We start from the raw sequence: 12,951 nt of genomic DNA, 5'->3' as shown, positions 1-12,951 counted from the left end.
ACCATATCCATTGTCGATTCCCTTGGCGAAGTGAATTTTGATTCGTTCGTGTGCTTTGTCCTTGACCGACTGATGCACCACAGTTCATGCATACCAAGCGTCCACCGAGTGAACGATCAGCTCTGATGGAGGTTGATCCACAGCGCGGGCAACTTCGGATGGGCATTGACAGGTTTCTCCTTAAATTATTATCCCTGCAGGGTATGTCTAGTACTTTATGATTATACTATTCTAAATCGCTGATTTGTCGATAAACCAAAGGGCGTTTGATAGCTATCTCGATTGTTTAATCCTGGCCTTTTGTTCGTGTATTCCGTCATTAGATCTTGGCTCTTGAGATTTAGCGCTCTTTGATCCTTTGTTGAATGGTTTTCGCTTTTGCTAGGACAAGTTCCAATGCTTCGGTTACAAATGCTTCTCAAGGTACCAACGGTGTCATAGCCTCTTTTGATGAGACCCACTCAGCCATGAATTTTTCAGCAAAAATTGATGCCTTGCAGCTAATGCTGACGGATCTAAGAACGCGAAACGAGCCGATTCGTCATAAAGCAGCGTTTCGTGGATGTCAACCTGAGTTTCAGGCGCTTGTTACGAAGTTGATTCATCAATTAGAAACCGAGTTGCTTCATGAGAAGCAGCAGTTTAGAGAGAAGTAAATATTAAACTTAGTGATATGATTTTGTGAAGCTTTTTTGGTATTGTCCCGCTATTTTGAGGAATATTTGTTACTTGGAGCTATTTTAAATAGAAACTTCGATAATGACTTTGATCATTTCATTGAGAGCAATTCGCCTGAACGTTGTAGCTTTTCAAGGCTATCGAAGCCACCAGCAGTCGCTCCATCAATAAAGACTTGTGGAAAGGTATTCATCCCACTGCGTTGCTTACACTGTTGAAAGGTGACGTCATTGTCAACAGTGATCACCAGGTGAGGAATGTTGTAAGACTCTAAAAGTCGGAGTGCACTATCGCACCATGGACAGCCAGGAAGTACTGCGATCTCTAAGTGTTTTTTGGTTTTGCTTCGCGCTTCTTTCCCCTGTTTGAGAATTCCCAGGAGAAGATCTGCTCCTTTCAGTATCAGGGAGCCGCTTTCGAGATGCCCGCCCCAAACCTGACATGCACCATCTGAAAGGCTCAAGTGGAGATGAACTCCGTCTGAATGAAAGGTTCCATTCAGGGTGATGATCTCTAGTTCACCCTCTAAGACTGTTGGTTTATCACGTCCGGGACATTGAAATGATGCCTTTGACAGATTTCCAACAACCCCTAATAGAAATCCACTGATCTGCTTCTTTTGGGCTACCTCCGACAGGGATAGCAGTAGGTCTTGGCCTGGCTCAAGATGAAGCGTCAGCGTATTCATTCGTCGAATTGGTCTTCCCTTTTGTAGTAAAGAGACTAACCGGAGCCAGATCCCTTGTTATGGTACGCAATAGTAACGTCTACGTAACTTAACCGTGTCATTTCTTGAGAGTCTTTTGCATGAGCTGCAGGATCAGCTTGTTCCTGCAGAGTCTGCAATCAGTGCTGGCCAAGTGGCCGAGTCGGCCACGTCTGAGCGACTCAACGTGACACTTCCCGCTGGCATTATGAGCCGGCTGAAGCAGCAAGCCCTTCAGGAAGGGAGGAGCTGTAGCAGCCTGGCAACATTTCTGATTGAAGATGGTTTACGACGCCACACTGTGATTCGATAAATGTATTCTTAGTCTAACAATTTTGTCTCAATTCTTTCTGTTACTCCGTTCCATTCCATTTCCATTATCTCAATATTTAATCGGGTTATTAATGAGCTGCCTTTCGGTAGTACGAATCCATACGTTTGAACAGCAAGTGGAAAATCCGCTAATTTAAGATTGCTGTCTTTGTTCTGCTTGAGGTAGTAGCGAAGCGGCGCACGGTCAAAAATAACTCCTTCTACTTCGTCACTCCTTAGCATTGTTATTGATTCATTTAAATTTTCGGTTTGGAAAGCATCGGTTTCATATATTTCACCCCATCTTAGGCTTGTCGTTCCTTTTATAACGGCTAATTTTTTGCCTTTCAAGTCGTCTTTATTCCGAATCCCTGAAGGCGCCATCTGTGCCAGGGATAATGTAAATGCTGATGCAAGGCCGGCAGTAATTGACGATACCGCTACAAGTGAGATCACCATCCAAATGCCTGCAATTGCTCTGCCACTTCTTGATAAAGGTGCACGATCTCCATACCCCACTGTTGTTAGTGTGACAAGCCCAAACCACATGCCATTCCCAACACCATGGAAATTGCGCGGGGAAACTGTTTGCTATTTTTGCGTCGCTCTGCCAACCAAATGAGGTTTCCAAAAATAAATAGAACTATCACAAGTATGCCTATTGAAGACAAAGCGGCCCAGCCAATAAATGGTCGTAAACGCTCAATAATTCCTGGTTGTTTCTTATGAATGAGTAAGCCCTCATGTCCATGATAATAGGGTTGCGTAAAATTGATCTTTGGATTGGCTAATCGTGTTGGTGTAATGCTGATTGGACCGATGGCTAAATCAACGTTCCCATCAGCTACAGCTTGTATATTTGCATTGGTATTTGGCTGAACAATAAATGTGTAGGGTTGATCTAGACGCTTTGACACGTCTTTCCAAATCTCAATACTTATGCCACTTAGTTCACCATCCTGCTCCATTACAAATGGAGGGGTCCCACTCACCCCAATCCGTAACTCCTTGATGGCTTCCTGCGCGACTTGCTTCGCAACCGTCTGAATGGGAAGTGAAATCAGAGCGATTCCAGTGAGAAAAAGCGTACGTATCACGACGATCCTGGTTTGATTAGCCCTTTTCGAGGCGTCGAATAATGAAACCCATGGCCATCAGCGATCCAAGGAGTGCAAGTAGCAGTGCCAGGGTCATCGTTCCAATGCGTCCTATTTCAAAGACTCTCATCATGGCTGTCTGGAGTGACCTCTTCAAGGTCCTTATGTGTGATAACTGCAATCAAGTTGTTGCCTTGCTCTTCTGCCTTGTCTTTCATCGCTCCCAGGCCTTCTGGCTCTAGCGGAGGGAGCACTTTTTGAGCCCAAGGGGTGTCCCATCACCTTGTTCGGAGCCTCAGCTCTGGGGGATCGTCTTCGTCTTCCCTGCTTTGCCTTCGACGCTAAGGAGGAGAGATTGCTGATTCCTGTCTTTGGTGAGTTGACGGGAGGGCATGAATGCGGTCAGGTTTACCGCAAATGGTTGGTGGCTGAGGGCACCATTGTTCCTTGGCAGAACCCCGAATCCCGAGCTCGAAAAAAAAGGCTGGTCCGGTGATTCGAAATCGGACTTCAGCTTCTGCTGCTGACATCTCCGCTCAAAAAAAGAGACGTAAGCCCAAGCCCCAGCGTTCCAGCCTCTGGCGCAAGCGTTGGTTGATCGTGGTGGTCCCCATAACGGTCTTCACGGGTCTGATTGCTCTTGCGCCTAGAACTCCCGAACAAAGGGAGATTGCGACAGAGCCTGAGCCGATTGAAACCGCCGACTCTGAGGCGGGGCCTTTTGCTTACCAACCGGATGACGAGGTTTATGCCCTCGATTTCGACCCACGTGATGTGCGGCTCGGTCTCCTTGAAGGCTGGGATCGTGAACAGGATGCCTTCGAAGACACTGCTGCTCTCGCCTACGTCTCTGGACCGATGTATGAGCGGCATATTGATGAGTCTGGACAGGAAATCACCGTTCCACTAGGTGATTTGAAATTCGGCAGCAGGGTTTGGCGTGGACGCAATCGAACGGCTTCAAGACAGCGTGCCTTCATTGGCATCCTCAAGGATGGAAGCGTTGATTTTGGCTATGGAGAGTTAACTCCCGATCGGGCCAAGACCTACGACATGTTTGTGGGGGGTCTGCACAGCATCTACAACGACCTGGAGGAGCCACCTGAGACCTATAAGGGGGCCTACAGCATCAGCATGGGCCAACGGATTCGTTATTACCTCCCTCGCATCCGCATGGTCTACGGCTTGAGGGCCGATGCCCGAATTGAAATGCTGATGAGTAAAGACGGTCTCACGCTTGAGCAAACGAAGGATCTGGCACGTCGGCGGGGTCTTGTGGCCGCCTACATGCCTGATCACGCTTCGAAGAGTCGTCTGATCATTCCTGGAGTGAAAGGTTTCACCGAAGAGGATGCCAACTGGATTAGTGGCGGCGCCACCAGCTTTGTGCATGTTCCCTACCTCCTGCGACTGAGTGAGCGCCGTGTCCGACTGGAAGGAGGGCTGATCGCTGATTTGACCAGACGCATCGAGACCAGCCAGCGCTGTGAAGGTGCATCGGACTGTGCCTTCTTCTATGGAGGGCAGCTGATCGATCGTGCTTTGGCTGGATTGAACCGTGTGATGGAGCAGGGTGTTGAGCCGATTGCGCGCATGATCTGGGCGCCTAAGCCCACACCACGTCTCGATCACAACAAGACCGCACCTGTCACCGAAAGAGTTCCTGCGAGGCAACCGCTGCGCGAACCTCCGATTACCGCCGACCCACTCGTGCTCCGAGAACGGTATGACATTGAGAGCGATCAGGACGAGTTGTTCAACTCAGATGCTGAGACTCAGCAATGGGATTTCGATCTGCCTCCGGACCTACCGCCACCCGTGTTGCTTCAGGAGGATCAGATCCTTCCGGAGGATCCTGAAGCTTGGCCAGAGCCCATCTCTCCAACCCCTGGGCTTAAGGAACAGGAATCAGTGTCCTCAGCGGATGACGAAAAAAGCATCATTTATGGAGCACCGCCTGCACCAGTGCTCCCTCCCCCACCTTTGCCCTGATTCACTGGGCTTCAATTTGAGCTAAAAATTGTTGCTCTGGCATCTCTCATGCTGAGTCTTCGCGGGCCATTCGGGAAGGTTCACAATCTCGATGTCAGCAAGCGAATGCCTGGAATGGTGTTCGATCAATTAGCGCTCGGGGATCTGGTGGAGTTCCGTTTCATCAAGCCTGTAGCGATTCGAATCACTCCACTCGCTTCTCGCTAAGGCTGTCCTGAGGCCAAGGCTCGGACGATGTCACCCCGCGTCAAAACACCCACGGGATGTTTGTTGTCGTCCACCACGATCAGTCGCTGGGTACTGCGTTCATGCAGCATCGATGCGGCTTTGGGGAGAGGCAGATTCTCTGAACAGCTATGAAGATCACGTCCCATCAGATCGCCCACCGTGGTGCCCAACACTTGATGAACCTGTTTGTCCCAGTTGAGTGGGTTCTTCAGATAAATCACGCTGTCCAACAGCATCACGTAGGGGCCGGCATCAACTCCGCTTTCGCGCACCATGAGGTTTTGTTCGGTGAGTTCACCGATCAGAATCCCGTTCTGATCCACCACAGGCAGGCCACTGATGTGGTGATCGCTCAGCAGACTCACGGCATCTTTTAATGCCGTTTCTGGTGTCACAGTCAATACCGGTGATGACATCACCTCTTTGACCGTCTGCTGAAGCACCATGGAATCCACGCATCTCAAAGCATTCTGAGCCTTGATCTCTCCCTGGCGCCTGTGGGCTGATCGACTCACCCTTGCTCGAGCCCTGATGGGACTCCCGCTTCTTGTCGCCTTGGCGACGCATTACGACGCGTTGGCCTGGTGGTTATTGCTGATTGGAGGCTGGAGCGATGCAGCGGATGGCTGGTTGGCGAGACGTGCCGATGGTGGCAGCACCTGGGGAGCTCGATTGGACCCTCTCGCTGACAAGTTGTTGATCAGTGCTCCTCTGATCTGGTTGGCGTCAGAGGGAATCCTTCCGGTTTGGGCTGTTTGGCTGTTGCTGGCCCGCGAATTGCTGATCTCTGGCTGGCGTGGAGACAGCAGTGATGGGGCACCAGCATCCGCTGCAGGAAAAGCCAAAACAATCCTCCAATTCCTCAGCCTTGCGCTCATGCTTTGGCCCCCCCTATGGGGAGATCCAGAACTGGTTCAGGGTTTGAGAGGGGTCGGTGTGGGTTTGTTTTGGCCCTCGTTGTTTTTGGCGTTGTGGTCAGCCTGGGGCTATCTCAAGCCTCGTCGATCAGAGCCTGGTCAGCGCTGAAGTCAGGATCCGATGTGGGCTGGCCTTTGTACTCCCGTTGATAGCTGTCAACGAGGGAGGCACAGGCATCAAACCGTGGCTCCCAAGCCAGTTCACGCCTAACGCGAGTGGTGTCGGTTAAAAAGTGACTCAGCCTTAGAGGAAAGGCCTTGCGAGCTTTGGGATCCAGTCCACTGGGGTCAAACGGTCGTAAATCCAATCCCTTGGGGTCTCGGCCACAGGCCATGGCTGCCGCTTCGATCAAGCCGCGGAAAGTAATGCCACGGCTTGCGCTGCAGTTGTAGATCCGATTGCTAGCGGCATCCACTTCAAGCGAGCGCGCCATGGCCTCAGCAAGGTCTTCAGCATGGCCAATCTGGGTGATGGTCTCACCTGAGCCTGGAAGAGGAATCGGTCGATCATTCACGATTCGGTCAAAGAACCATCTCTCCACTGGGTTGTAATTCCCAGGCCCCACGATGTAAGTGGGACGGAAGCTGGTGAAGGGAATCCCCTGCTCTTGCAGCCATTGTTCGGTGTCGGCCTTGCCGGAGTGTCGACTGGCGGGATCGATTGCGGCTGTCTCATCCAACGGCCACTGCGTTGAGGCGGCATAGACCCCAGCGGAACTCACATACAGAAAGCGATGGGTTGGGGCGCCCGTCACCGCTAGGACGCGACGACTGTCGTCCAAACTGCGCCCCGAGCTGTCGATGATCACCTCAAAGTCATGTCCTTTGAGTTGGTTGAGATCGGCATCAACGCTGCGATCTCCTTGGATTGACGCCACTCCTTCGGGTGAGGGAAGTCGGCCTCGTGTGAACAGGGTGAGTGCATGCCCCTGGTCCTGAAGCCTTGCCACCAATGGCTTCCCAACAAAGCGGGTGCCACCCATTACGAGAATCTTCATCAGCAAGGCGCTCAACCCAGCCATTGAAGCGCGGCCATTCCATGGCAGACATCACGCTTGCCCCCCTGGCCTGCAGGATGGGGAGAGCGAAACGTGCCACCGGCGTCATGGAGATCATCCCCGCCATTGACCTTTTGCAGGGCAGCTGTGTTCGTTTGCATCAGGGTGACTACGACCAGGTCACTCGCTTTAGCGACGACCCACTGGCTCAGGCGCAACAGTGGGTCAAACAGGGTGCAACCCGTCTGCATCTGGTGGATCTCGATGGTGCTCGAAGTGGTGAGCCCATCAATGATCAAGCGGTGCGCTTGATTGCCAAAGAGCTCTCCATTCCTGTGCAGCTGGGTGGCGGAGTGCGCTCGTTGGAGAGGGCTGAAGAGCTGCTCAGCTGTGGACTGGATCGGGTCATTCTCGGCACCGTGGCGATTGAGAACCCAGAGTTGGTGATGGAGCTTGCCAGCCGTCACCCTCACAAAATTGTGGTGGGCATTGATGCACGCAACGGTTTCGTCGCCACCCGTGGATGGGTTGAGGAGAGCAACGTGGAAGCCACGGCTCTGGCGCAGCGCTTCAGTGCCGCAGGAATCGCGGCCATCATCAGCACCGATATCGCCACCGATGGCACGTTGGCTGGGCCGAATCTCGAAGCCTTGCGAGCCATGGCTCAAGCGAGTGAGGTTCCTGTGATCGCCTCGGGAGGCGTGGGTTGCATGGCAGATCTGCTTTCGCTACTCGCCCTGGAACCACTGGGTGTGGAGGGAGTGATCGTGGGTCGAGCGCTCTACGACGGTCGCGTCGACTTGCATGAAGCAATCCAGGCGATGGCGGAGGGTCGTCTGCAAGACCCTCTGAGTGATCAGTGCCGCACGATCGCTTGAGCGCGACGAAATCTTGAATAGGGTCTTAAGATGCCATTAATAAAGTTGCATTAGTGGCGGTCGGCAGCACCCATCTAAGTTCCGATTTGTCCGCTGCTTCCAGTGGACTCCAAGCCACTTTTGAGTTGTGCCGAACGCTTGGGATGCGCTTGAGTCAGCAGAGGCGGATGGTTCTTGATCTGCTTTGGACTGAAGCCAGCCATTTGAGCGCGAGGGATATTTTTGAAAAATTGAATAATCAGGGGCGACGGATTGGCCATACATCGGTATACCAAAATCTCGAAGCTCTCCAGAGAGCTGGCGTGATCGAATGTCTTGATCGGGCGAGTGGTCGTCTTTATGGCTATCGAAGTGCCCCCCACAGTCATCTCACCTGCCTTGAGAGCGGACGAATCGAGGACCTCGATGTTCAACTGCCCGATGAACTCGTGCGGGAAATCGAAGAGCGCACTGGCTACACAATTGAGACCTACACCCTTCAACTCAGTGGACGTCCTAAAGAGTTAGAAGACCGCTGATCATTCTTGCAGGAGCATTTGCTCGTTCACCATTTCCCTGCGATCATTCGTGTGGGTCGTATTACAGCGGTGAACGGGATTCCAAACAAGATTTTGCTTATCGCAAGGAATCTGCTTGCTGAATCTCTTTTGTCGGGGTTGGCTGGCAACAAAGATCTCGAGGTTTCTGTTTCAACAGATCAGCTGGATGGACAACCTGATCTTGTGATCTGGTCCGTCGAAACGATTGCATCCCCGGCCCTGCTCCAGCTCGAGGTTTTGAAGCTTCAAAGCCGTTGGGGAGAAGCTCCTCTCTTGCTTCTGCTTCCTGCGAAGCTTCCTTGTGATCCCACTCAGCTTCTTTCCCTGGACTGCGCGGGATTGCTTCAAGATCCTGATCTCGCGCAATTGCAGCAGAGCATTGAAACCCTGCTATCTGGGGGCAGGGTGGTCGAACTGACGGCGCATGCTTCGTCGGAGTCGTTTGGATCGTTTCAGAGCCCAGGGCTGGGCCCCTGGTTGTTGATGACTGGGCTTCAGCAAATCAATCACGACCTGCGCATGATCGAGGTCCTGTTGAATCCACCACCAGAGAATCCGATGTTGCGATTCATGCTGGAGGGTCGCTGTCGTGAATTGTGCAGTGCTCGTCAGCTGTTGCTCTGGCTTTGGGGTCCACTGCAATTAGGGCTTGAAGGTGCCGTTTCTCTCGAGCAATCGTCTCCCTTCCGTGAACCGTCAGGAACATCGATTCAGTTAAAAGAGAGAAATGGGGCGGCGGTTTGGGAAGCCATTCATCAACGCCTTGAAATGGCGGTGACTGGAGGTTTAAGCAACGCCACCGGTCAGATGCTGGCGATTGAAGGTCTCCACCCTGAGCGACGACGCGAGCTCTTGCTTGCCCTCTTGCGACAGCTCAACGCGGTGCTGCAAAGGTTGCGCTTGGATCAGCAAGCTTCCGCTGAACAGCGATCGGATCGCGCGCTCTCGGAGCAATGGCAAGCTCTTCAACCGGAATTGCGCAAGCAGGCTGTGTGCACGATGGCGGGCCATTACGTGCGCCTTCCTATGGGAGAGGAATTAAGCGGTGTAGCTGATCACCTGCTTCTCAACACAGAGCTCGAAGACATCGATGAGGAACTGCCGAATCCAAAGCGGATGCTGGCACCTTTTCTTAACGACCAGCCCGTTCTGGTGGATGGGCAGCTGCTGCCTGCCGATGACCCGCGCGCGTTGCTCCAGCTCGAAACGTTGGTGAGCAATTGGTTGGTGCGCACAGCTGAACTGATTGGTTCTGAGCTTCTTGGCGTCTGCGGAGACTGGCCTGAGTTGAGACGCTACTTGTTAGATCATCGCTTGATTTCCACCCGAGAGCTGGAACGCCTACGCAACCAACTCAACACCCAGTCTCGCTGGCAATCCTGGATTCAACGTCCGATTCGCCTCTACGAAAGCCAGCGGCTTCTCTATCAACTCAATGAAGGAAAGATCGCACCGCTGCTGCTAATGGAACCCAGAGACGAAGAGTTGCGTCGTCTTGGCTGGTGGCAACAACAGGTGGCTCTTCTGCTGGAAGCGCGGGATGCAGTGGCTCCTCAGCTTCAACTTCTCGTCCGCAGAGTGGGTGATCTACTGGCGGTACTCCTGACCCAAGTGATTGGTCGAGCTATCGGACTGGTCGGTCGAGGGATCGCTCAAGGGATGGGCCGCAGCTTCAACCGCAGCTGATCCAAGCGGTCAGAATGCTGTATCCACTGATCAGCACCATGCCTTTGCTCAGCATCATGCGCTCGGTCCTGCGTTCTCTACTCGCTGCGGGATTTTGCTTGCTGCTGATTGCAAGCCCAGCCGAGGCAGCTAGGGACACCGATAGTTACGACGGCAATATTTTTGCGTTGTACGCAGGCAATGGATCGCTGGTTCCGCCCGCTACAACCCTGAAGGATGCCTTACAGAAAGAACGCACCAGCGTGATCGTTTTTTACTTGGATGACAGCAGTACCAGCAAAATTTTTGCGCCTGTTGTGTCTGAACTTCAGCGTTTGTGGGGGCGTGAGGTGGATCTGTTGCCATTCACCACCGATGCCTTTCAGGGGGATGACAGCCAAGATCCAGCCGATCCAGCGACCTACTGGCATGGCACCATCCCTCAGGTCGTCGTAATCAATGGCGAGGGCACGGTCCTGCTCGATCAGGACGGACAGGTTCCTCTTGAAGCGATTAACGCTGCAATCAGTACAGCCACTGGAATTGAGGCACCTGCCCAGGGCAGCACCACAATCAGTTTCAACGAGCTCAATACTGAAGTGATCTCGCGCTGATCAATCCACCAGAACGCTTACGCTGCTTGATTGTTTCCGGTCTGCTGACCGTTTCCCTATGTGCACGCTGCTGCTGATCTTGCTTCTGCTCGGCATCGGTGTGGTTTGGATTGAGGCGCGGCACAGGCTCAGGCCTTCATCACCCCTTCAATTGCGCGCCCACGACTGGCAAGTCCAACACACGCCAAACAGCCTCGTTCTTGAGGGTTGGTTGACGATCACTAATCCCCATCAGCGCATGGAAGTGATGGTGCCAGAGCTCGTCGTGGAACCGACACTGCTCGGGAACAACGACCTGAGTTCCGTCAACGTTCAAACCACAATCACACCGCATCACCCTGATGAGGAGGCCCGCCCAGATGGATATTGGGCCGCTTACATCGTGAAAGGGCGCAAGACCACTCAGGTGAAGGTGCAACTCACATTCAGTGCGGATCAAGAGGTCGTGATCAACGATCGCGTCGACAGCGTTTGGGTAGATGTGCACTGGGTGAATTACGGGCCGTTTGGCCGTTTACATCGCCGTCAAGGGATGGTTGTTCCAACCCGTCAACCCGAACCGCTTCAACTGTCTGATGCTTCATTCCGTCAGGGAGACGGCTGCGCGGTTTTGCCCATCAAAACGCACTTGCTTGGTCCTTTAGATGACACGGTTGATGTGCTGAGTCACTACGCAGGTGGTCTGATTCAGCCTGGAGATGTCCTCACGATTGGGGAAACTCCTGTTGCTGTGATTCAGGGCCGATACGCTCATCCCTCCACGGTCCAGCCAAGTTGGATTGCCCGCTTGCTGTGTCGTGTGTTCCATCCAACGAGCAGCCTGGCAACAGCCTGTGGCCTTCAAACGTTGATCGATCAGGTTGGTCCTACACGCGTTTTGGTCGCTTGGAGTGTGGGGTTCGTTTTAAAACTCTTGGGTCAGAAGGGTTGGTTCTATCGACTGGCTGGTGACCAAGCTCGACTGATTGACGACATCACTGGCACCACACCTCCCTATGACCAAACCATTGTTCTTGGTCCGGATTCTCCAGCAGAGCTTTGCAATGCTGCCGCTAAGACGCTTGGCGTGTCGGTAGCGATCGTTGATGTCAACGATCTAGGTCGGGTCAAAGTGCTGGCTTCCAGTCGTGGTTGCGATGAAGCCTTGCTCCACCGTGCTCTAAAGCCAAACCCTGCTGGCAATGCCAACGAACGGACCCCCCTTGTGTTGGTTCGACCTGTCTAAATCCTCGGCCGCTCGAGGTGAGCGATACATTAATGATCTACAGCGGACGCGATGTGGATCAAGCATCCGGCAGCTCTCCAAGGGTGGAAGCTCTCAACGCAGCCCATTTGCGCTTGCTGTTGACGTCTGCTCAGATCAGTTCATCGAACCAATGGGCCGATCAACCGCAGGCCATGATGATCCAGGCCTGGCTGCTCCGCAAGCTGAGGGTGCTGGTCGCTCTGGAGCAAAACGAAACAAGAGCTGATCAATTGCTCTCCCTTGTGGTTTTGCGCTCTCTTAACCGCCGTCGTAGCTGTTGGCAACTCGAACTCGAGGAACGGCAAGAGCCAACGGGCACGAGCAGAATTTCTGTGATCCGGACGTTGCTTCATGAAGCACTCAGCGATGGGGTCGCCCGTTCACAGAGTTGGTTGATCTGCTGCGATAGCAACGATCAAGACCAGCTTGATCTAGCCCGTGAACTGGGATTTCAACCGCTCAGGAGGTTTGGGGTTTGGCGGCTTGATCCGTCGTCCCAGTCAGGGACACCAACCTCCGAGATGCCACCCCATTGTCGTTGGAGCGCTCTCGACAACAGCACCGCAAGACAACTGCTCGCTCTCGAGCAAGCCTGTTGTTCGACACATCATCGGCACATTCTTGATCGCCAATGGCAAGACCTTATGGATCAACGTTCGAAGGGTTGCGGCCTCTTAGAGCGGATCGATAGCGATCAAAGGCAGGTGCTTGCAGGACTTGTTGCCAGACCCTCTGGCTTTGCCAGACCAAGGCTTGAACTGTTGCGTGGTTTGGCCTGGGATGACCGCCTCACGGAGGCCTTGCCTCCGGCTTTGGAGCGCTTGGCCCGGCTTCAACCCACCCCTGAACTCCTGGTGGATGAGGATGATGCACGACTCCAAGCCATCGTTCAGCGTTGTGGATTCAAGTCGCAACAAACCCAGCTCGTCCTGGGCCGTAGCCTCTGGCGCAAACTTGGTAGCCGAGAGCTTAGTGGCATCCGTCCCCTGGAATCGATGCTGGGTCGTCTCCAGCCACAGCAGCCGCCCTTGCCTACGCCAACTTTGGGTCGAGAGCGCTCATCGTGAGTCCATCGCCCCGC

16 protein-coding genes and 1 pseudogene are annotated in these 12,951 nt (G+C 53.3%); 12 read left to right on the top strand and 5 right to left on the bottom strand.

The window, feature by feature from the left end; all coding sequences use genetic code 11:
- Positions 1–467: 467 nt before the first annotated feature.
- Complete coding sequence (locus SynPROS91_RS07105; RefSeq protein ID WP_186519590.1) at positions 468–656, top strand: hypothetical protein; 189 nt, start codon at positions 468–470, stop codon at positions 654–656.
- A 113-nt stretch (positions 657–769) separates the two neighbouring features.
- Here SynPROS91_RS07105 and SynPROS91_RS07100 read toward each other — a convergent pair whose 3' ends face one another.
- The gene (locus SynPROS91_RS07100; protein ID WP_186515805.1) at positions 770–1,366 is read right to left on the bottom strand and encodes a PCC domain-containing protein; all 597 of its coding nucleotides are present in this window, start codon (positions 1,364–1,366) and stop codon (positions 770–772) included.
- A 94-nt stretch (positions 1,367–1,460) separates the two neighbouring features.
- On the opposite strand from SynPROS91_RS07100, the gene SynPROS91_RS07095 reads away from it, so the two are divergent.
- Positions 1,461–1,697, top strand: a complete 237-nt coding sequence (locus tag SynPROS91_RS07095; protein WP_186515804.1) for a CopG family transcriptional regulator — start codon at positions 1,461–1,463, stop codon at positions 1,695–1,697.
- A gap of 8 nt (positions 1,698–1,705) precedes the next feature.
- Here the strand turns inward: SynPROS91_RS07095 and SynPROS91_RS12210 are convergent, their stop codons facing one another.
- Together SynPROS91_RS12210 and SynPROS91_RS12205 are read right to left on the bottom strand one after the other, a co-directional pair.
- Entirely contained in the window at positions 1,706–2,245 is a 540-nt protein-coding gene (locus tag SynPROS91_RS12210) for a transporter substrate-binding domain-containing protein (RefSeq protein WP_255439661.1), read from the bottom strand.
- Positions 2,221–2,793: a transporter substrate-binding domain-containing protein gene (locus SynPROS91_RS12205; RefSeq protein ID WP_255439660.1), complete on the bottom strand. Its 573-nt coding sequence runs from the start codon at positions 2,791–2,793 to the stop codon at positions 2,221–2,223. The genes SynPROS91_RS12210 and SynPROS91_RS12205 overlap by 25 nt, the downstream gene beginning before the upstream one ends.
- 307 nt (positions 2,794–3,100) lie before the next feature.
- Between SynPROS91_RS12205 and SynPROS91_RS07085 the strand changes: the two are divergent.
- The 3 genes and pseudogenes from SynPROS91_RS07085 to SynPROS91_RS07075 all read left to right on the top strand — a co-directional run.
- Positions 3,101–3,289 (top strand): annotated as a pseudogene (locus tag SynPROS91_RS07085) (serine/threonine protein phosphatase); the annotation flags it as partial.
- The gene (locus SynPROS91_RS07080) at positions 3,286–4,785 is read left to right on the top strand and encodes a hypothetical protein (protein WP_186515803.1); all 1,500 of its coding nucleotides are present in this window, start codon (positions 3,286–3,288) and stop codon (positions 4,783–4,785) included. The pseudogene SynPROS91_RS07085 and the gene SynPROS91_RS07080, both read left to right, overlap by 4 nt.
- A 48-nt stretch (positions 4,786–4,833) precedes the next feature.
- A complete protein-coding gene (locus tag SynPROS91_RS07075) occupies positions 4,834–4,992 on the top strand; it encodes a hypothetical protein (RefSeq protein ID WP_186519825.1) in 159 nt (52 codons plus the stop codon).
- On the opposite strand, the gene SynPROS91_RS07070 is transcribed toward SynPROS91_RS07075, so the two are convergent.
- On the bottom strand, positions 4,989–5,459 hold the full coding sequence (locus SynPROS91_RS07070) for a CBS domain-containing protein (RefSeq protein ID WP_186515802.1): 471 nt from the start codon (positions 5,457–5,459) through the stop codon (positions 4,989–4,991). The two genes, SynPROS91_RS07075 and SynPROS91_RS07070, sit on opposite strands and share 4 nt — an antisense overlap.
- A 31-nt stretch (positions 5,460–5,490) precedes the next feature.
- On the opposite strand from SynPROS91_RS07070, the gene SynPROS91_RS07065 reads away from it, so the two are divergent.
- Positions 5,491–6,039 (top strand): CDP-alcohol phosphatidyltransferase family protein, encoded by a 549-nt coding sequence (locus tag SynPROS91_RS07065; RefSeq protein WP_186515801.1) that lies wholly within the window; start codon positions 5,491–5,493, stop codon positions 6,037–6,039.
- Here SynPROS91_RS07065 and SynPROS91_RS07060 read toward each other — a convergent pair.
- Positions 6,005–6,928 carry an NAD-dependent epimerase/dehydratase family protein gene (locus SynPROS91_RS07060; protein WP_186515800.1) on the bottom strand — a complete coding sequence of 308 codons (924 nt, stop codon included), beginning with the start codon at positions 6,926–6,928 and terminating at the stop codon, positions 6,005–6,007. The two genes, SynPROS91_RS07065 and SynPROS91_RS07060, sit on opposite strands and share 35 nt — an antisense overlap.
- Before the next feature lie 107 nt (positions 6,929–7,035).
- Here SynPROS91_RS07060 and hisA point away from each other — a divergent pair, with 107 nt between their 5' ends.
- The 6 genes from hisA to SynPROS91_RS07030 all read left to right on the top strand — a co-directional run bounded on the left by hisA (position 7,036) and on the right by SynPROS91_RS07030 (position 12,937).
- Entirely contained in the window at positions 7,036–7,806 is a 771-nt protein-coding gene (gene hisA / locus SynPROS91_RS07055) for a 1-(5-phosphoribosyl)-5-[(5-phosphoribosylamino)methylideneamino]imidazole-4-carboxamide isomerase (protein WP_186519588.1), read from the top strand.
- Positions 7,807–7,949: 143 nt separating this feature from the next.
- The gene (locus SynPROS91_RS07050) at positions 7,950–8,324 is read left to right on the top strand and encodes a Fur family transcriptional regulator (RefSeq protein WP_370586799.1); all 375 of its coding nucleotides are present in this window, start codon (positions 7,950–7,952) and stop codon (positions 8,322–8,324) included.
- A gap of 69 nt (positions 8,325–8,393) precedes the next feature.
- Positions 8,394–10,031, top strand: coding sequence for a DUF3685 domain-containing protein (locus tag SynPROS91_RS07045; RefSeq protein ID WP_186519584.1), 1,638 nt, complete (start codon positions 8,394–8,396; stop codon positions 10,029–10,031).
- 38 nt (positions 10,032–10,069) lie between these two features.
- Positions 10,070–10,624 carry a thylakoid membrane photosystem I accumulation factor gene (locus tag SynPROS91_RS07040; RefSeq protein WP_186519582.1) on the top strand — a complete coding sequence of 185 codons (555 nt, stop codon included), beginning with the start codon at positions 10,070–10,072 and terminating at the stop codon, positions 10,622–10,624.
- Positions 10,625–10,682: 58 nt separating this feature from the next.
- The gene (locus SynPROS91_RS07035) at positions 10,683–11,849 is read left to right on the top strand and encodes a F420-0:Gamma-glutamyl ligase (protein ID WP_186515799.1); all 1,167 of its coding nucleotides are present in this window, start codon (positions 10,683–10,685) and stop codon (positions 11,847–11,849) included.
- 17 nt (positions 11,850–11,866) lie between these two features.
- Positions 11,867–12,937: a hypothetical protein gene (locus tag SynPROS91_RS07030; protein WP_255439659.1), complete on the top strand. Its 1,071-nt coding sequence runs from the start codon at positions 11,867–11,869 to the stop codon at positions 12,935–12,937.
- Positions 12,938–12,951 lie beyond the last annotated feature (14 nt).

This window comes from Synechococcus sp. PROS-9-1 (genome assembly GCF_014279775.1).
Classification (GTDB): domain Bacteria; phylum Cyanobacteriota; class Cyanobacteriia; order PCC-6307; family Cyanobiaceae; genus Synechococcus_C.
This window is presented reverse-complemented; position numbering and strand designations above follow the sequence as displayed.